An 18,271-nucleotide genomic window follows, 5' to 3' on the forward strand; every position below is an offset into this window, starting at 1 on the left:
TATTATACCTTTTTTAAATCCCCACCTGAACACACTTATTTTTAAATATCTTCATATACTCCTCCTTATATTCCTCAGTCAAAAAGCTGTTCTCAATCCACACATCAACTTTATCCATTTGTTTTGAGAAGTCTTTATATACATTATCACGTACAGTCTCAGTTATCCCTAAACTCGAGGCAAATTGGTCAAAGTCTGCTCTCCTTATTTTTCTCTTACGAGAGCATAAGGTTAAAGCGAGTTCTTCTTTATCTTCTGGAAAGAGCAAATTCACATTTAGAAGATCATAGGCTGGTGAAAACATAATACCATTCTCTGTATGCATTAAAGAGAAGTTCTTTAAATGCATATCATTATTACCAGTTATAAAACTAAACAAAACCAGTCTAAAGTATTTGATAATATCCAATCCAGAATTAGTAGTATACTTTTTAATAATCTTTCCTATACGTTCATAAGAGCTTTTATATTTCTGTTCAGTCAATAACTCTGACAGTTGACACAAATCCTCTATATGAATCTTCTTTCCTTTGTCACGATCAAAGCGTTTAGTAATATAAGCTAGTTCACATGTTAAAGTTTGTATTAAGGCGTGCTGTGCCGTTTCTATTTTAAATAACCTAGCTAAGTGCATCGTGAGATCTTCTACCTCTGGCATAAAAGCAAAATCAACTGATTGTGGTTTCAAGATATAATCCCCCCATAGACCAACTAAAGTCAATCGCTTATTACCTTGTTCTCCCTTTAGACTCAATGATATTTTGGGTTGTACTCCTGTTAGAGCCAATCGTTCATTTACAGTGATTTGTGCTAACTGATTTAATTTCTCTTGATCTAATTCTAAAGCAGGAACCACTGCTGTTCCAAAGAACTTCTTTGAACAAGTAGAATGATAATTACCTAGTTCTACAGGCTGATAACAAAACAGACAATTATTCATAACTTTCCGCCTCCATCGGATAAACAGAAACAGCACCTATCGTATCTCTGCACAAGTTGATTAATAATTCGAAACGATCGCGAGGATTGAGCTTCCAATGCTTCTCACCAATTTCCAATAGCCAACCTTCAGGAATTAATCCATCAAAAAACGGAAAGAGCACATTACTATGATAACTATCTTGTGAAATTGGCAATGTTAAACTGACTGGTTTGGGGTTAGGAGCATCCAAATAATTCTTATCATAATGAAATGAATATCCACTATCTCCCTCAAGCAAATAACCCGCCAACTTATCTTGAAAGTATATTTTTGCACCTCTAGCCATTACTCTCTGATTTTATCTATTACACCTACTTCCTTACCAAACAATGCTAATACATCATTTACTTTATCTAAACGAAGTGTCTGCTTGCCCTGTTCTAGATCACGAACAAAACGAAGTCCCACACCCGCATTTAATGCCAAATCTTCTTGTGTAAGCTTTAATTCTTTACGTTTCTGCTTTACGAACTGTTGTAATGATTCCATATCTATACCTTTTCGGGTATAAATATACATATAAAAACCAAAACAATACCCTTTCGGGTATAAAAACACACTTTTTCCAAATATTATACCTCTTCGGGTATAATAAGTAGTAACAAATTATCACTACACTACCCCAGCTTCTTCCCTAATAACTCTGACTGAGCCTTTGCCTTATTAATTCCTTCTTTTAACTTCTGCATCACTTCCGTTTCATTAAAGTAATTAATCGCTTGCTCTGTTGTACCTCCTTTAGAAGATACTTTAGCTATCCACTCGTGTGTTGATAATGAGTTAGACTCATATAATCCAAGAGCTCCTGAGATAGTCTGCTTTACTAATAACTCTGCTTGTGATGGTTCGAATCCATAAGCTATAGCGGACTGAATCATCGATTCCATAAAGTAGAACACATACGCAGGCCCACTACCTGATATAGCTGTTGCCGCATCTATCTTTCCTTCCTCAGACACATAGACAGACTTACCTGTGGTGTTAATCAAGTTCTGAATAATAAACAATTCCTTTCTATCTAACTCCTCTGATGCTGTAAACACAGTCATTCCCCTACCTATTTGCGTTGGGAGATTAGGCATAGAACGGACTATCTTCTCTACTCCGAGGTCATGTTTTAATCTATCTATAGAGATACCCGCCATCACAGATACGATGATTTGCTCTCTATTGACATACTTCTTTAGATCATCTACTAGCATAGTGAAGTCCTGGGGTTTTACAGCGATGATGACTATATCACAGGCACCTATATCGCTATCTAATTTATAGCGATAAGATAGCTTATGTACGTTTCGACTATCTTCAAACGACTTCTGTGAACGCGTATAAATCAACACATTACTTGGATCTATAAACCTAGAGTTAACAAATCCGTTGGCAAAAGTACTGCCCATATTCCCCATTCCTACTATTGCGATTCTCATAAAAAAAAACACCTCTGAATTAGATCAGAGGTGTTAAATATATAGAAAATAACTTAGTTATTTCTTCTTTTTGTTTTCGTTTTGCAATTTCTGTTGCTCTTGAGCTTGAGCCATCATCTCTTGCATTTTACGTTGGAATCTACCTTTTGGACGTTCTTTCGTTTTGTTCTCATCGATGATTGCTTTAATTTTTTCATCTTTCACAATGTGGTTTTTGATTACATACATAATACCAATTGTAATAGAGTTAGAAACAAAGTAATACAAACTCAATCCTGATGCATAGTTATTAAAGAAGAACAACATCATAATCGGAGAGATATAAATCATCACTTTCATAATCTTGCTCATATCTGGCATACCTTCTTGAGCTGGAGCAGACATTTGTTGATCTCCTGTAGTCATCTTCATATAGAAGAAGATAGCGATAGAAGCCAATAATGGGAATAAACTCACGTGATCTCCATAGAAAGGAATTCTGAATGGCAATTTCAAGATTTGGTCATAAGATGATAAGTCATCTGCCCATAAGAATGATTTTTGTCTCAAGTCAAACGCTGATGGGAAGAACTGGAACAACGAGTAGAAGATCGGAATCTGTAATAATGCTGGTATACATCCTGCCATAGGATTAACCCCTGCTTTATTATAAAGACTCATCGTCTCTTGTTGTTTCTTCATTGGGTCATTCTTGTATTTCTCATTTAACTCGTTCACTTCTGGACGAATTGCTTTCATCTTAGCTTGAGAAACATACGATTTATATGTCAATGGAGAAATCACTAATCTCACTAATACAGTTAATGCAATAATAGCAATACCGTAAGGTAAGAATGAACTTAAGAATCCGAATACTGGGATAAATAAGAAACGGTTAACCCATCCGAATAATCCCCATCCCAATGGAACTGTTTTATCTAATCCTTTGTCATATGATTTTAATAACTTGTAATCTGATGGTCCGAAGAACCATTGCATATCTTGGTTTAACTCACCATTAGTATATGCTAAAGGCATCTTAGCAGAGAACTGCTTAGTAAACATAGTGTCTTTTGCCTCATCGTGTACTAAGTTCTCTGATTTTAAACTAGCCGTAGCAAATCCTTTATCAGATAATAAGATAGATGAGAAGAAATGTTGTTTAAACGCGATATAGTTAGCATCCTTGATATCTTTAGTATCTTCTTTGCTACTAGCGCTTAAGTTATTATCTTTTCCATCTTCATACTCATAGTAAAGACGAGTATATTGGTTCTCGTATGAGATACTTTTCTCATTTGTAAACGCTTTAAGTTTCCAATCTAATGATGGAACTTCAGAAGTATTCACTACCTTACTTAACCCTTGCGTACGGATAGAAAAGTCTAACATATAATCATTAGGCTTTAATACGTATCTATACTCTAAAAACTCAGTAGCTGATACTTTTAAACGCATAGATAATACTTGGTTCTCCCCTTCTTTAGTTAATTCTGGTTCGAAGTATAAATCTCTTGTATTAAATCTTCTATTATCTTTCGTAGACAACTCTAAGTTAAACTCTGAGTTGTTATTTTTAATAAGTTCTACTATCTGTTTAGAATCTTTAGTAAAACGAGTATTATTATTAATAACAACATTAGATAAACTACCACCTTTATTCTCAACAACTAAAGTAAGAAGTTCACTTTTAAGTTCAGTTTGTCCTCCTTTTGCTGATGGTAAAGTTGCACTGTAAGCGAATGGACCTAAAGCAGCTTGTAGAGCAGGATTCGCTACCGAATCAGCTTCTACCTGAGCACTTATAGCAGTCGAAATCTTCTCAGCCTCTGCTTCTTTAACGATCTCTGTCTTTGCCACCTCTTTATCATTAGCGATAGCGTCTTTCTCTTTGTTGATATTATTCAACATCATCCAAATTAGCAACCCGGCAATAATAACAAAGCCGATAATACTGTTACGATCTAATTTTTTTCCTTCCATTCCTTAATTTGTAGTTTATCAAATTTTTCGTTGTAATAACATAGTGTTAATTACGATAAGAACTATTTTGTTCTATTGTCAATTGCTGCTTTAACAAGGCTTACAAAAAGTGGGTGTGGTTTTGCCACTGTACTTTTATATTCTGGGTGAAACTGTACACCTACGAAGAATGGGTGAGATTCTAACTCTACCACCTCTACTAGTCCAGTATCAGGATTCCATCCAGAAGCTATTAATCCAGCTTTCTCGAAATCTTCTAAATATTGGTTATTAAATTCATATCTGTGACGGTGACGCTCATTGATAAGACTTTCTCCATAAATTTCGAAAGCTTTAGAACCCTCTTTTAATTTACAGTCCCATCCACCTAGACGCATAGTACCTCCTTTATCCGTAATATTCTTTTGGTCTTCCATAAAAGTAATTACAGGATACTGAGTACTCTCATTCACCTCTGTAGTATTCGCAGTAGCATATCCTAGTACATTTCTAGCATACTCTATCACTGCCATTTGCATTCCTAAACAGATACCTAAGAAAGGAACATTATTCTCTCTTACATATTTTACTGTTTCTATTTTTCCTTCTATTCCACGTGATCCAAAACCTGGTGCTACTAATACAGCATCTAAGTTCTTTAATTTCTCAGCTACATTAGCAGCATTGATATTATCCGATTGGATAGAAACGATATTTACTTTGATTTGATTCTCAGCTCCACCGTGTACTAACGCTTCTAAGATAGACTTATAAGAATCTTGAAGTTCTACATACTTCCCTACTAAACCTACATTCACTACGTGTAATGGGTTTTTAAGCTTGTGGATAAACTCATTCCATTTTACTAAATCTGGCGTAGTTCTCTCTGGTAAATCTAATTTCTTAAGTGCAACTTTATCTAATCCTTCTGCTAACATTAAGTTAGGAACATCATAGATCGTATCTGCATCGATAGATTGGATAACCGAATCAGGTTTCACATTACAGAACTGTGCTAGTTTCTGACGAATCTCTGTACTTAAGTTATGCTCTGTACGACATACTAGGATATCAGCTTTAATACCGCTCTCCATTAATGTTTTCACAGAGTGTTGTGTTGGCTTAGTTTTAAGCTCACCTGCTGCTGCTAAATAAGGAACTAAAGTCAAGTGTATAACGATAGCGTTATTATCACCTAAATCCCATAATAACTGACGTACAGACTCGATGTAAGGTAATGATTCAATATCACCCACTGTACCACCGATCTCAGTAATAACGATATCATAATCACCTGATTTACCTAAAAGCTGCATACGCTCTTTGATCTCATTTGTGATATGAGGTACTACCTGTACTGTCTTTCCTAAAAATTCTCCTCTTCTCTCTTTCTCTATTACAGAAAGGTAAACACGTCCTGTCGTTACATTATTCGCTTGAGAAGTTGGTACATTTAAGAAACGCTCATAGTGACCTAAGTCAAGATCTGTCTCTGCCCCATCATTAGTCACGAAACATTCTCCGTGTTCATAAGGATTAAGCGTACCTGGATCCACATTAATATATGGGTCGAACTTCTGGATCGTTGCCGAATATCCACGTGCCTGCAATAGCTTTGCCAATGAGGCAGCTATAATTCCTTTACCTAATGAAGATGTAACTCCTCCTGTTACGAAAATATACTTAGTTTGTTTCATTTAGTGTGTGTATTAGTTGTGTAGTTAACAATAAAACTTGGCAAAAATACAACTTTCCACTCTATTCTTCTAATTTTAGATTGCCTAAAAAAGCAACACACACCAACTTATACTTTATTAACTATTTAGGTGACTCCTTATTTCTATCTTCATTATAAAACTCCTAAAAAAGGAGAACCTCTTCTCCCACCCCTATATACTTTTGTATATTAAATAATTATCTTTGATATTGCCCCCTTGTATTGACCTTTTTGACTACATAATTAGCTAGAGCAATAGCCTTAATCAATCTATTATACTAAGGTAACTTTAACATTTTTACCGTTTGTTATCACTTAATATCTAAAATATACCTACTAACCCTCCATTATTTAATAAATACCTTTCCCTTCTTGCGGTTCTTGTACAATTATAGCCTGTATATCACTTATTGTGGGATAATAACTCACTATAAACTATCTTTGTTTATCTTAAAGTTAATTAAATGAATTTAGAACAAATCATCGATAACATCTACCCTCTTTCTAAACCTGCTAAGGATAAGCTAATCGCTATTTTTACGGAAATTACTTTCCCTAAGAACTACTTGCTTTCTGAGTATGAGAAACACGAGAATTACTTCTACTTTATTAAGAGTGGACTAGTGCGTGCCTATGCATTACAAGAAGATAGAGAGTTAACCTTCTGGTTCGGTACCGATGGAGATCCTGCATTATCTATGTATAACTATATTCTAAATAGACCTAGCTACGAGACTATCGATCTAATCGAAGACAGCGCCCTATACTTCACTAAGAATAGTCAACTAGAGAAACTATATACTTCTGATATCGAGATAGCGAACTGGGGTAGAAAGTTTGCGGAAATAGAATTACTTAAAACTGAAGAACGCTCTATCACTAGACAAATCAAGTCTGCTAAAGAACGTTATAACGACCTCCTAGAGAATGAACCACACTTGCTCAATAGAGTACCTCTTAAATATATAGCGTCATTCTTGGGAATCACACAAGTAAGCCTAAGTAGAATACGCAGTGAATTCTCTAAAAAATAACATCTAAACACCTATATTTCATTTAATTGAATTAAAAAAAATCACAAGAGTGTAGTATAATTATTAAGTTTTAATTGATATCTTTGTAAAAGAATTAGTACAAAATTCTCTACCCTTTTCAGATCACTTTCTAGATCATTTTTAAAAAATCACCATAACATTCATCAATAGAATAAAATAGGCATTTCTATGTTATTTCGGTTCGAGTGAGTCCATAGTGAGTCCATAATGAGTCCATAGTGACTCCATTAAAACAGCCTTTTTAATGGAGTCACTATGGATTCACAATGCTGTCAATATACTTTCACACATAGCCACAAACTCTAAACAAGATATTAAGGAGAATAATAGACAAAGTCCGCATGAGATAGGACCGCTGATTTTCAATAGAATAAAAATCATTTTATAACTGCAATCTACAAATTTAAACTGAGAATTTGTAAAGTTATATCAACCAAGATAAGCAAACTACACTTGCTAAATAGAGTTCCCCTTAAATACATAGCGTCTCTCTTGGGAATTCACAAGTAAGCTTAAGTAACATACGCAGTGAATTCTCCAAAAAACAACTTTTTTTATCAATCTAATAATATTCGAAACCTTGTGTTTTTCGTAGAATATTATTTGGCACACTACATTTCAACCTATATTAAATTCTGATTATTACATTTTATTTAGCTTAAAATAATATTTAAGATGTAAAGTTTCACTTATTTTGTTATCTTTAATTTAAATTAATCGCCGATTAATTAGATATTACATACTGCGTTTAATACTTTTGCAACAAATAGTAACAATGGAAAATCAGAATAAGAATCAAGAAGTAGTACGAGGACTTAAAGCAAGACACCTATCTATGATCGCCATCGGAGGGTGTATCGGAACAGGGTTATTTATGGCAAGTGGAGAAGCCATACATCAGGCTGGTCCTGGTGGAGCACTTCTAGCTTATGCGATGATCGGTCTAATGGTATACTTCTTAATGACCTCTTTAGGTGAGATGGCGACATACCTACCTGTATCAGGATCATTCAGTACTTACGCTGCACGATTTGTTGATCCATCATTAGGTTTTGCCTTAGGATGGAACTATTGGTTTAACTGGGTTATTACCGTAGCAGTAGACGTATCTATCGCCGCAGTAGTTATCTCATATTGGGAACCACTAGGATTCTTACCACCGTGGGGATGGAGCTTACTCTTCTTTATTATCATATTTGGGCTAAATTGTCTATCAGTTAAAGCTTATGGAGAGTCAGAATATTGGTTCGCTATTATAAAAGTAGTAACTGTAGTCTTATTCTTAGGGATCGGACTTCTAACTATATTCGGAATATTAGGTGGTGAATACATCGGATTTAAGAACTTCACACTAGGAGATGCGCCTATATTAGGTGGTGGATTCTCAGGTAAGTTCCTAAGTGTACTAGGGGTATTTCTAATCGCAGGTTTCTCGTTTCAAGGAACTGAACTAATCGGTATCACTGCAGGTGAATCAGAAAACCCTGAGAAAAACATTCCTAAAGCAATCAAACAAGTATTCTGGAGAATCTTAGTATTCTATATTTTAGCAATCTTCGTGATCGGGTTAATCATCCCGTACACTAGCCCTTCTCTTTTAGGAGCAGATATCTCAGAAGTAGCTAAATCACCTTTTACCTTAGTATTTGAGAAAGCACACTTAGCCTTTGCTGCAGCTGTAATGAATGCCGTAATCCTTACTTCTATCCTATCAGCGGGTAACTCAGGATTATATGCCTCTACTCGTATGTTATACGCAATGGGAAAAGACGGAATGGCACATAAAGCATTCGGAGGAACAAATAAAAACGGAGTACCTCTAATCGCATTAGTCGCTACAGGAATAGTGGTATTACTAATATTTGCTGTACAGTCTACCCACCCTAATGCTGTTGACTTTATTCTAGCAGCCTCTGGACTAACAGGATTCATTGCTTGGCTAGGTATTGCGATTAGTCACTATAGATTTAGAAGAGCATTCCACGCTCAAAACAAGAGTTTAGATGCCTTGATATACAAAGCTAAGTGGTTTCCGTTTGGACCATTATTTGCCTTATTTCTGTGTATTCTAGTGATCATCGGACAAGATTCTAAACTTATTATGGAAGGAGTATTTGACTGGAGAGGAATGCTAATCACCTATATGGGGATACCTTTCTTCCTAGCATTCTACTTATACCACAAGCTTAAATTTAAAACAAAGTTAATCCCGCTTAAAGATGTGGATTTAAAAAGATAATACCTTTAATAGGTAACAGGTAACAGGAAACAGGAAACGAAAAAAGCGTAAGTTATGACTCACGCTTTTTTTGTTGATACTAATATCTCTTCTAAGAACGTTATCTACTTAAACCACCTTATACAATGACAACCAAACCAACTATTTATACTATTCTCTTCACTTTAGTATTCCAATTAACTTGTTTTGCTCAACTAGACAAAGATTTACATCCGCTTAATACAATAAATGAAGAGTTATTGACACCTCAAGTAAAAGAAATTATAGCTAAAAACGTAAATGGAAATAAAACAATTTTCTTAGGAGAAGCTGACCACCAATACGGTTCTGATCTAAAAACAAAGTTCGAAATACTCAAATATTTAGTGCTTGAACTAAGTTATAAAGATGTAGTTTTTGAAGCAGACTTCTTTGCTTTATCTTTTATTCACAGTGATAACTCACTTTATAAAATGTGGAGATATTCAGATCAAATATGGGAAATGGCAACGTTTATGAAAGATAATAATGTAACGATATACGGGATGGATAATAAGTTGCATACAAAAGATTCTTACACACACTTCATTCCTATGTTACAGGAATATTTGAGTACTTTAGACATAATACTTGAAGACAGATTTATTAGTCTATCAAAAGAAGTAGTCCTTAATAACGGGTTTAATAACGGCAACAAACTAACTTCTAATGATATCGAATATCTAAATCAATACATCTCCAAATTACTTACAAACGAAAGTATAATTGCTCAAAAAGAATGGAAACAAATATTAGAAAGTTACATCAGTGCCGCAAATATGTATTACAATAGAGCTCACGATAAAAAGTATAGTCTGAATATCGATAGAGATATACAAATGGCAAGTAATCTAGACTTTATAGTTAAGAATAACCCTGAAAAGAAGTTTGTAGTTTGGCTTGCCAATGCACATATGTCCAAAATAAACGAAGGTGCCTTAAAATGTGGAAACGAGTTTATAAAGAAAAATCCTAATACAACTTATCATATTGCAATATCTTCTTATCCTTTGTTTTACAAGAATGAAAAGTCAGTCCAAAAAGCACATAGTGATAAAGAACATCTAATCTCAATACTTCCTTCTACGGAATCAAACTATTTCTTAGACATTGTTAGCTTGTTTAAAAACACCACTAGCTACACATATAAGAATTACAAAAAAGATATGACTTTCACTCCTTTTCAAGTCTCTTGGGATTCAAAAAAACAAGGAATATTTCAGAACTTTGATGCTATGATTTTTATCAGTGAAGCAGAAAAAGTAAGCTATATAAAGTATGACCAACTAATCTTAGAGAAACAGCAATCAAAATAGAAAAGCGTGAGTTATGACAACTCACGCTTTTTTTGTTGATATATCTTGGTGCATTCAACGCATTTCCACACAGTAGCCACGATGGTAGGGGCGTATTACTATACGCCCACATAAAACATCTTTTAGATGTTTTTTGAACGTGCTGTTTTATACACCACATAGATTGTGGATATGGTTTGTGGGGTGTATAGTAATACACCCGTACCGCTATGGATATAGATTGTAAACAAACGATGTCATCATTTATCATTATTACTAATAAAACATCTAAAGATGTTTTATGTGGATGTATGTAATCATCCCTACGATTGTGGATATAGATTGCGAACAAACGATATCATCATTATTAATAAAACATCAAATGATGTTTTTTGTGGATATATAGTAATACACCCGTACCGCTATGGATATAGATTGCGAACAAACGATGATATCATTTATCATTCTCTACGTCCCCTAATGCCGTAGGCAAACAATTCCTAATTATTAATTCCTAATTAAAGCGTAGCCCTCCCCTGTATGTACTACTAGATGGTTACACATCTGTTTATACATCGGTGTTTCTACACCTAAGAGGATACCCTGTCTTACCATATACCCACCCATAATACCTAGTTCATTGTGCTCTTTAAGGGCTGTAAAGTCACTGTGCATCGAAGTAGTTGATTCATACGGAATCGCTTTTAATCGCTCTGTAATAACACTTACGATATCAGCTGATAATGCTACACCTTTCTTCTTGCCTATAGCCGAAGCCTCTTCTAACAGCTGTGTCATTTCCGCAGGATGATGTTCCATCACACCACCGAAAGTACTGTTATAATAAGCAGTTGCCATCGCTGATGTAGATACTAAGATATACTTCTCCCATACCTCTCTTGAGATTTCAGAAGTAGCTTCTGCATTTATACCAGCTTCTGTTAGGATAGCCTCAAAGTCTTTCATTTCTGCAGTAACCATTCCATCACGTCCAAAAAGGATGCGTTGTCTTCCACTAGGGTTGTCAATCACTCCTGCCTCTTTTAAGCGAGAAACCATATAAGTACAGCCTTGCCATACGCGAGCCTCTCCGAAAGTATCTCTTAATTGCTCAAACGCTTCTACCCCATTTAGCAAAGGGATAATCACTGTATGTTCTCCTACACATCCCTTCATTTCAGCTATGGTCTGAGATAAGTCATATCCTTTAGTGGCGATGATGATATAATCTGTATGCTTAATATCACTCCAACTAGAAGTAGCTAAAGCAGGATGCCCTACTACTTCACTGTCTTTTGAAAGTACCGTTAATCCCTTTTCTTTAACAGCATCAAGGTGCTTACCTCTTGCTACGAAACATACTTCTATATCCTGACTATCTTGATATTTATTTGCTAGTAATCCTCCATAGAATCCTCCTACACCTCCAAGTCCTACTATTGTTATTCTCTTCTTATTTTTCATTGTTTCTCTATTGTTTTTCTGTGATGTTGTGATGTCGTGATATTGTGATGTCGTGATTTTGTTGTTCTGTGATTGTATTCACTTTTAAAAAACAGTTATATAGAACGAAAAAACAAAATCACAAAAACCGAAATCACGCTTTCAATTTGAAAGGTAATTTAATTAAATGAGAAGACAAAAGAACTAAACAATAAAAGCCGCTCCCCTAAGGCAACGGCTTTTATTGTTATTTTGTAAAGTTGTAACGTTGTGATGTCGTGAGGTTGTGATGTCGTGATGTTGTGATGTTGTGATGTTGTGATGTTGTGAGGTTGTGAGGTTGTGATGTTGTAATGTTGTGATTTTGTTGTTCTGTGATTAAATTCACTTGTAAAAGATGATTATCTTAAACAAAAAACCGACATCACTCTTTCTTTGGTTAAATTCACTTGTAAAAGATAGTTCTCTTGAACAAAAAACCAACATCACAAAAAAACAAAAAAACTTATTTCACTACCACGTCTAATACTATCTTCAATAAGAATAATATAGACAATACATATACTGTAGGTGTGATATCTTTGTGTTCCTTTGCTCCTATTTTAAGGATTGTGTAGCTCAAGATACCGAATACGATTCCCTCCGCTATACTGTACGTAAACGGCATAAAAACAATAGTCAAGAATGCAGGTAGTCCATCAGACAGCTTGTCAAAGTTGATTCTAGTAACCGATGAAATCATAAATAACCCAACCACAATCAATGCTGGTGCTGTAGCTGCTGCTGGTATAATCAAAAAGACAGGCCCTAAGAATAACGCTAACCCAAACATCAAGGCTACACTTACAGCTGTTAATCCTGTGCGTCCACCTGAGGCTACTCCCGATGCGCTCTCTACATAAGAAGTCACAGAGCTAGTTCCTAAGATAGATCCTACAGTAGTTCCCATTGCATCTGTGAATAAGGCTTTTTTCATTTGTGGGAAGTTGCCATCTTTATCAGCTAAGTTTGTTTTAGAAATAACACCGATCAAAGTACCTACTGTATCAAATAAGTTGACAAACAAGAAAGTAAATACTACGACTATCATATCTATAGAAAGGATTTGATTCCATCCCTCTGCTGTAAACATCGGTTTAATCGCTTCTCCAAAGATAGGTTCTATTGAGGGGGGTAAAGCTACAATGCTCGTTGGCAAGGCTACATCACCTAAGATTAAACCAAATATCGTAGCGCTCAGAATACCAAATAGAATAGCTCCATTCACATTGCGGATTAACAAGATCCCTGTCACTACAAGTCCTATTAAAGTCATCCATACGGTATGCTGACCGAAATCTCCTAACCTCACTAGGGTATTAGGATCCGATACTACTACTCCCGCACTCTTCAGCCCGATAAGGGTAATGAATAGCCCTATCCCTGCAGGTATCGCTTCTTTAAGTACCTTAGGGATACTTCTGACAATCAACTCACGTACATTAAAGAATGTCAATAATAAAAAGATGATTCCCTCTATAAATACTGCAGTCAATGCGAACTGCCACGTATATCCTAAAGTCAATACTACCGAATAAGCAAAGAAACTATTTAACCCCATCCCTGGAGCTTGTGCGATAGGTAACTTAGCATAAAAGCCCATAAGTAAAGTGGCTACGATCGTAGCTAAGGCAGTTGTAGTAAATAACGCTTCTCTATCCATACCTGCATCTGCAAGTATATTAGGATTCACTACTAAGATATAAGACATAGTAAGAAACGTGATGATACCCGCTATAAACTCACGTTTAATAGTAGTACCATTGCTACTCAACTGGAAGTAGCATTCAAGAAAATTCTTCATTGTGTTGTTGTTGCTTTAAAGCACGCAAAAATAAGAAGATTTTAGTTAAGTATGCATAATAATAGACAAGAAACAAACAATAAGGAAATAGAACCTTAGCTCCCTTTTATATAATACTACCTCTTATACTTCACTTCTCCTAAAGGTATAGGCATTGGGTTCTTCAGTACCCATTTATTTGCTAGTTTAAATAGACAAATCTTTTATCAGCTAAAAACTAAAACCACAAAAAAACCGAGACTATACAGACTCGGTTTAGTTCGTTATAAATATTTCTATATCAAAACACTTCTATTAGTGAATAACAAACCAATACTTATAAAATTGGTTCAGTCATAAAGGTGACCTTCATAGAAGAGTGAGCCATAATCGGAGCCCAATCAAAATCTCCTACCCTAGGTTCAAAGTAGAGCCATTTACTTCCTCCATTTAAAGTTTCATGATATTGTTTACCAGGATAATTCGTCTCCGTAGCTTTCGTTCGAATCTTATATGTTTTGCCTTTTTTAACATCTATGCTAAAATTAGAAATACCTACACTAGAGTTATATCCCGAACCTGTAACTAATAATGGTGAGTGCACAGTATAACCCGTAAAAACAACAGTTCCAGTATTATCAGTAACTTCAGTTGTACATATTATATTAGCAGCTGCTCTCTCACTACTACCCATATCACCATAAATAACGAACTCTAAAAATAACAATCCATCTCTATCTGCTACATAGTCATAATCAAATTCTGTCATATTCACTACTGTAGGAGTGGTAGTTTTACTTTGTAAATCATATTGCTTATTAGTCAGTTTAAAAGTTACAAATTGCATATCTCTACTAGGTGAGGTTTTTACATACATACGCATCCATCTATTCTCACTGGTCCAATAGTGAAACCCCTCTCTTAAATCTCCTGTTTCAACTGTATTATAAACTATCATCCCAGCCTCCATATGTGCAGGATCTAATGGTGCAGCAGAGGTCATACTTACCAACTTCACTCTATTTATTAATAATCCTTTATTGTCAGACTCTAAGGTCAGATCCGCCTCTTTAATAGGTAGTACAGCATTACCCAACCCTACTTGTGCATTAGTCATACAAACATTGAATAATGTAATCATTACTGTTAGGACATGACAAATCCTTTTTACTATTTCCTTTTTCATAATTTTAATTCGTAAGTTCTGACAAAAACGTAACCTTTAAAGACGATTGATAATTACTATTTGGACCAACAAGGTTACCTACCATATTCTTAAATTTATTAGCATTTGGTCCAGCATAAACATTACTAGCAAAAGTATTAATCGTATATTTCTCCCCTCTCTTTACATTAACATAATATATACCTACGGCAGTCACAGCTTTGTTTCCATCACCAGGCACAACCATATAAGGAGAAACGGCACAATACTCTCTAGAAATCTCTTTTTTAGTAGAGTCAGTGATTATAGTCTCGAAGAGTGCATCTGTAGCCCCTTGTAAAGTAGCATTACCTGGTTGATAAGTAACATAGGCTACAATTAAATATTCTAAAAACAAAACTCCATCTTCTAAAGCAGTATATTCAAAATCTAGATCCTTCATTTGCACACTTTGCTGATATGGAATTTCTATACTTGATTTTGTCCTAAAGTATCCTACTAGGTTAGTAAGACGTGTAGGTGTCTTTTTAGAATAAATTTTACTCCACTTTTTTTCACTAGACCAAAAATAAATCCCTTCTGTAAGATCACCTGTCACATTAGTATTATACACCGTTACACCTACATCTAGACTAGTATCTGATAACGGTTTAGGCGAATTCAAACTAACTAGTTTCACTCGATTAAATAACATCCCTTTATCTGTAGAGCCTAAAGTTAACTCCGCATTAGGGTTAAGTAAAGTAGTGTTTATCCCCTGCTGTGCAAAGAGAGAAACACTCATAAAACAATAAAACAATATATATTTATACAATCTCATATCAATTCTCTTTTTATATTATAAACTTAATTCTGATAAGAAAGTAACCTTCATAGATGAATATACTTTTTTATCTCCAATACTAAGTGTGCCTATCGTAGGTTTTGCAACTTTGTAATCATTCCCAGCCCAATACTCTTCGCCTATATGACTTATATTATATGTTTTTCCTTTCACTACAGGGATAGAAAAGTTAGAAATCCCTACAGTTATTTTGCCTGGTTCATTTACAGTAGCAACAAAAGGAGACATTGTAGTAACACCGTTAAACACCTCAGTCCCTGTCTCATCTACTATATTAGTAAACAAATAGGTATTACCCGCAATAACTACAGATCCTCCTACCATAGTACTATATATACTTAGATCTAAAAAAAGTGTACCATTCTCTTCAGCCTTATATACATAATTTAACTCGTCTATTGGTACCTTAATATCGTAATCTGGTAAGAGATATTCCTTAGTTGTTTTCTTAAACGCAAGGAAGTTCATATCTCGCGTAGGAACATATTTAATGTATAAACGAGACCAGCCGTTACTAGAGTGCCAAAAATAGTATCCCTCTACTAGGTTCTTAGTTGGGTCTACAGTAGTGTTATACACTAATGTACCTGCAACCATGTTTTCCTTTTTTAGAGGAGCCGCAGATAATACATCTTGTAATTTCACCCTATTAGGAACCATCCCCTTATTCTCTGACCCTAATGTTAAATCTGTATTTTTATTAGGTAATTTAACACCTACACTCACTTGACTGAATACAGATGTACTGATTAATAAAAAAGTAAATAATAATATTCTCATAGCAATATTTTATAATTCTGTTAAAAACCGAACATTAAAAACAAATTTAACAAAAAAAACACACATATCAAACCACAATTAAGTGAATTTGTAAATAATATTAAAAAACGCAAGACACATCAGAATAATCAACAGTATTTTAACAAAATGGTTATAGCAATAAAACAAAACAAACATTTAATGTCTTTTTAACTAAATATTAAATCAATTATTAACTACCATCATACCAATCTATTTTCTAATAAAAATTAGACTTAGAATACGTGATAGACATATAAACGAAAAGCCATTATGCAAAATAACTCTGAGTTAATGATAGAAGCATAGTATAGTTTTAGAACTAATGAAGTAGAATTGCATTGTAGTATTTGACTAGTGAGGAAGCTTGTCTTGATAAAAAAAGCATACCTATTAATAACAAAAAAAGAGAACTTTCGTTCTCTTTTTTTGTTTATCTCTTATATTTTACCTCTCCTAAAGGTATAGGTATTGGGTTCTTAAGTACCCATTTATTCGCTAGTTCACATAGGTAGTTAAGTTCCCTCGTTTCACCATTTCCATACTTGCGAATCCCTGCGACCATCGGTGTTATACTTGCTAAGTCGCGTTCACTAAGAGAAACTTCTGTTGAAAGATAAGCTAAATAAGCATCTAGCATCTTCTTAAAGTTCGCATCCCAGTTACCACCACCATTTCTATAAATCTCGTCTCTCACTTTACCTGTGATACGGACAACTTCTCCTTGTACCGTCTTGGCACTCCCTTTAGATGGAACTAATAGTTCCCATAGTTCCTCATACTGCTCCTCCCAAACGGTTCCATTTACTTCTATTTTAGAAACTCCATCATGAGTAATCCGCTTCTTAACAGGGGTAACTTCATATAGTTGATATAACTCACTTAGAGCCTTATCACTCTCTTCTAAATAATCTGGATTAAAATTCTCTCTGTGAAACTCAAAGTTTTCTCCTATGCGAGTGATATCATCACGCATACTTAATGTAATCTCTTTAGTCAATGGCAAAAGCACCTTTGATACCGCGACTAAATTAACTAGATCAATATTCTGTGCACGCTTAAGTGCTCCATTGAGCGGAGTTTCTTTATATGAATTTAGCACATTAACTGATGCTCCTGCTTCTATCAATAACTCCACTGCCCCTGCATTAAACCCGTGTCCTGCTGCGAAGTGTAAAGGTGTAGAACCATAACTATCTACAGCATTAACATCTGCTCCTAAGGCTATAAATACAGCTATATTACTATCTCTACGCAATCCTGTGTGACTATGAAGAGCTGTGCGATTATAACTATCCACAGCGTCTATATCTGCCCCTTTCTTCACTAACCATCTCACGAACTCTTCAGATATTCCATAGAAACTAAGTGCTGTAGTCTTGCCATAGCCACCTCTAGCATCTATCTCACATGTATCAAATACTGCTTTAAGCGCAGTGATATCGTTGCTATCTATTAACTCTTGAAAGTTCTTCGGTAGGGTTTTCTTTTTCTTTGCCATTTTGTTACACAGTTTATTTTATCA

General features: G+C 34.9%; 15 protein-coding genes. 3 read left to right on the forward strand and 12 right to left on the reverse strand.

Annotated elements, in window-relative coordinates; translation table 11 throughout:
- Positions 1–13 precede the first annotated feature (13 nt).
- The 6 genes from CF599_RS09185 to CF599_RS09210 form a co-directional block, all read right to left on the reverse strand.
- Positions 14–940 carry a HipA domain-containing protein gene (locus tag CF599_RS09185; protein ID WP_121965740.1) on the reverse strand — a complete coding sequence of 309 codons (927 nt, stop codon included), beginning with the start codon at positions 938–940 and terminating at the stop codon, positions 14–16.
- Complete coding sequence (locus tag CF599_RS09190) at positions 933–1,268, reverse strand: HipA N-terminal domain-containing protein (protein WP_121965741.1); 336 nt, start codon at positions 1,266–1,268, stop codon at positions 933–935. Before CF599_RS09190 ends, CF599_RS09185 begins: the two co-directional genes overlap by 8 nt.
- On the reverse strand, positions 1,268–1,471 hold the full coding sequence (locus CF599_RS09195) for a type II toxin-antitoxin system Y4mF family antitoxin (RefSeq protein ID WP_121965785.1): 204 nt from the start codon (positions 1,469–1,471) through the stop codon (positions 1,268–1,270). The genes CF599_RS09190 and CF599_RS09195 overlap by 1 nt, the downstream gene beginning before the upstream one ends.
- Positions 1,472–1,599: 128 nt before the next feature.
- A complete protein-coding gene (proC, locus tag CF599_RS09200; RefSeq protein WP_121965742.1) occupies positions 1,600–2,409 on the reverse strand; it encodes a pyrroline-5-carboxylate reductase in 810 nt (269 codons plus the stop codon).
- Positions 2,410–2,466: 57 nt separating this feature from the next.
- Positions 2,467–4,371, reverse strand: coding sequence for a membrane protein insertase YidC (gene yidC / locus CF599_RS09205; protein WP_121965743.1), 1,905 nt, complete (start codon positions 4,369–4,371; stop codon positions 2,467–2,469).
- A 62-nt stretch (positions 4,372–4,433) separates the two neighbouring features.
- Entirely contained in the window at positions 4,434–6,047 is a 1,614-nt protein-coding gene (locus tag CF599_RS09210; RefSeq protein ID WP_121965744.1) for a CTP synthase, read from the reverse strand.
- A 484-nt stretch (positions 6,048–6,531) separates the two neighbouring features.
- Between CF599_RS09210 and CF599_RS09215 the strand changes: the two genes are divergently transcribed.
- From CF599_RS09215 to CF599_RS09225, 3 genes are all read left to right on the forward strand, one after another.
- Positions 6,532–7,101, forward strand: coding sequence for a Crp/Fnr family transcriptional regulator (locus tag CF599_RS09215; RefSeq protein ID WP_121965745.1), 570 nt, complete (start codon positions 6,532–6,534; stop codon positions 7,099–7,101).
- Between the two features lie 796 nt (positions 7,102–7,897).
- Positions 7,898–9,361, forward strand: coding sequence for an amino acid permease (locus CF599_RS09220; RefSeq protein WP_121965746.1), 1,464 nt, complete (start codon positions 7,898–7,900; stop codon positions 9,359–9,361).
- 125 nt (positions 9,362–9,486) lie between these two features.
- On the forward strand, positions 9,487–10,695 hold the full coding sequence (locus CF599_RS09225) for an erythromycin esterase family protein (protein ID WP_121965747.1): 1,209 nt from the start codon (positions 9,487–9,489) through the stop codon (positions 10,693–10,695).
- A 486-nt stretch (positions 10,696–11,181) separates the two neighbouring features.
- On the opposite strand, the gene CF599_RS09230 is transcribed toward CF599_RS09225, so the two are convergent.
- The 6 genes from CF599_RS09230 to CF599_RS09255 form a co-directional block, all read right to left on the reverse strand.
- Entirely contained in the window at positions 11,182–12,138 is a 957-nt protein-coding gene (locus CF599_RS09230; RefSeq protein ID WP_121965748.1) for a ketopantoate reductase family protein, read from the reverse strand.
- Between the two features lie 484 nt (positions 12,139–12,622).
- Complete coding sequence (locus CF599_RS09235) at positions 12,623–13,960, reverse strand: NCS2 family permease (protein ID WP_121965749.1); 1,338 nt, start codon at positions 13,958–13,960, stop codon at positions 12,623–12,625.
- Between the two features lie 316 nt (positions 13,961–14,276).
- On the reverse strand, positions 14,277–15,125 hold the full coding sequence (locus CF599_RS09240) for a hypothetical protein (protein WP_121965750.1): 849 nt from the start codon (positions 15,123–15,125) through the stop codon (positions 14,277–14,279).
- A gap of 4 nt (positions 15,126–15,129) precedes the next feature.
- Positions 15,130–15,924 carry a hypothetical protein gene (locus tag CF599_RS09245; protein ID WP_121965751.1) on the reverse strand — a complete coding sequence of 265 codons (795 nt, stop codon included), beginning with the start codon at positions 15,922–15,924 and terminating at the stop codon, positions 15,130–15,132.
- Between the two features lie 18 nt (positions 15,925–15,942).
- A complete protein-coding gene (locus tag CF599_RS09250; protein ID WP_121965752.1) occupies positions 15,943–16,728 on the reverse strand; it encodes a hypothetical protein in 786 nt (261 codons plus the stop codon).
- Between the two features lie 451 nt (positions 16,729–17,179).
- Positions 17,180–18,247: an ankyrin repeat domain-containing protein gene (locus tag CF599_RS09255; RefSeq protein ID WP_121965753.1), complete on the reverse strand. Its 1,068-nt coding sequence runs from the start codon at positions 18,245–18,247 to the stop codon at positions 17,180–17,182.
- Positions 18,248–18,271 lie beyond the last annotated feature (24 nt).

This window comes from Myroides sp. N17-2 (assembly GCF_002286775.1).
In the GTDB taxonomy this organism is placed as follows: Bacteria; Bacteroidota; Bacteroidia; order Flavobacteriales; family Flavobacteriaceae; genus Flavobacterium.

What these genes read in the sequence shown, in the direction of transcription:
- CF599_RS09185 (WP_121965740.1), bottom strand. Translation starts at nt 940, where the DNA reads ATGAATAATTGTCTGTTTTGTTATCAGCCTGTAGAACTAGGTAATTAT.
- CF599_RS09190 (WP_121965741.1), bottom strand. Translation starts at nt 1,268, where the DNA reads ATGGCTAGAGGTGCAAAAATATACTTTCAAGATAAGTTGGCGGGTTAT.
- CF599_RS09195 (WP_121965785.1), bottom strand. Translation starts at nt 1,471, where the DNA reads ATGGAATCATTACAACAGTTCGTAAAGCAGAAACGTAAAGAATTAAAG.
- proC (WP_121965742.1), bottom strand. Translation starts at nt 2,409, where the DNA reads ATGAGAATCGCAATAGTAGGAATGGGGAATATGGGCAGTACTTTTGCC.
- yidC (WP_121965743.1), bottom strand. Translation starts at nt 4,371, where the DNA reads ATGGAAGGAAAAAAATTAGATCGTAACAGTATTATCGGCTTTGTTATT.
- CF599_RS09210 (WP_121965744.1), bottom strand. Translation starts at nt 6,047, where the DNA reads ATGAAACAAACTAAGTATATTTTCGTAACAGGAGGAGTTACATCTTCA.
- CF599_RS09215 (WP_121965745.1), top strand. Translation starts at nt 6,532, where the DNA reads ATGAATTTAGAACAAATCATCGATAACATCTACCCTCTTTCTAAACCT.
- CF599_RS09220 (WP_121965746.1), top strand. Translation starts at nt 7,898, where the DNA reads ATGGAAAATCAGAATAAGAATCAAGAAGTAGTACGAGGACTTAAAGCA.
- CF599_RS09225 (WP_121965747.1), top strand. Translation starts at nt 9,487, where the DNA reads ATGACAACCAAACCAACTATTTATACTATTCTCTTCACTTTAGTATTC.
- CF599_RS09230 (WP_121965748.1), bottom strand. Translation starts at nt 12,138, where the DNA reads ATGAAAAATAAGAAGAGAATAACAATAGTAGGACTTGGAGGTGTAGGA.
- CF599_RS09235 (WP_121965749.1), bottom strand. Translation starts at nt 13,960, where the DNA reads ATGAAGAATTTTCTTGAATGCTACTTCCAGTTGAGTAGCAATGGTACT.
- CF599_RS09240 (WP_121965750.1), bottom strand. Translation starts at nt 15,125, where the DNA reads ATGAAAAAGGAAATAGTAAAAAGGATTTGTCATGTCCTAACAGTAATG.
- CF599_RS09245 (WP_121965751.1), bottom strand. Translation starts at nt 15,924, where the DNA reads ATGAGATTGTATAAATATATATTGTTTTATTGTTTTATGAGTGTTTCT.
- CF599_RS09250 (WP_121965752.1), bottom strand. Translation starts at nt 16,728, where the DNA reads ATGAGAATATTATTATTTACTTTTTTATTAATCAGTACATCTGTATTC.
- CF599_RS09255 (WP_121965753.1), bottom strand. Translation starts at nt 18,247, where the DNA reads ATGGCAAAGAAAAAGAAAACCCTACCGAAGAACTTTCAAGAGTTAATA.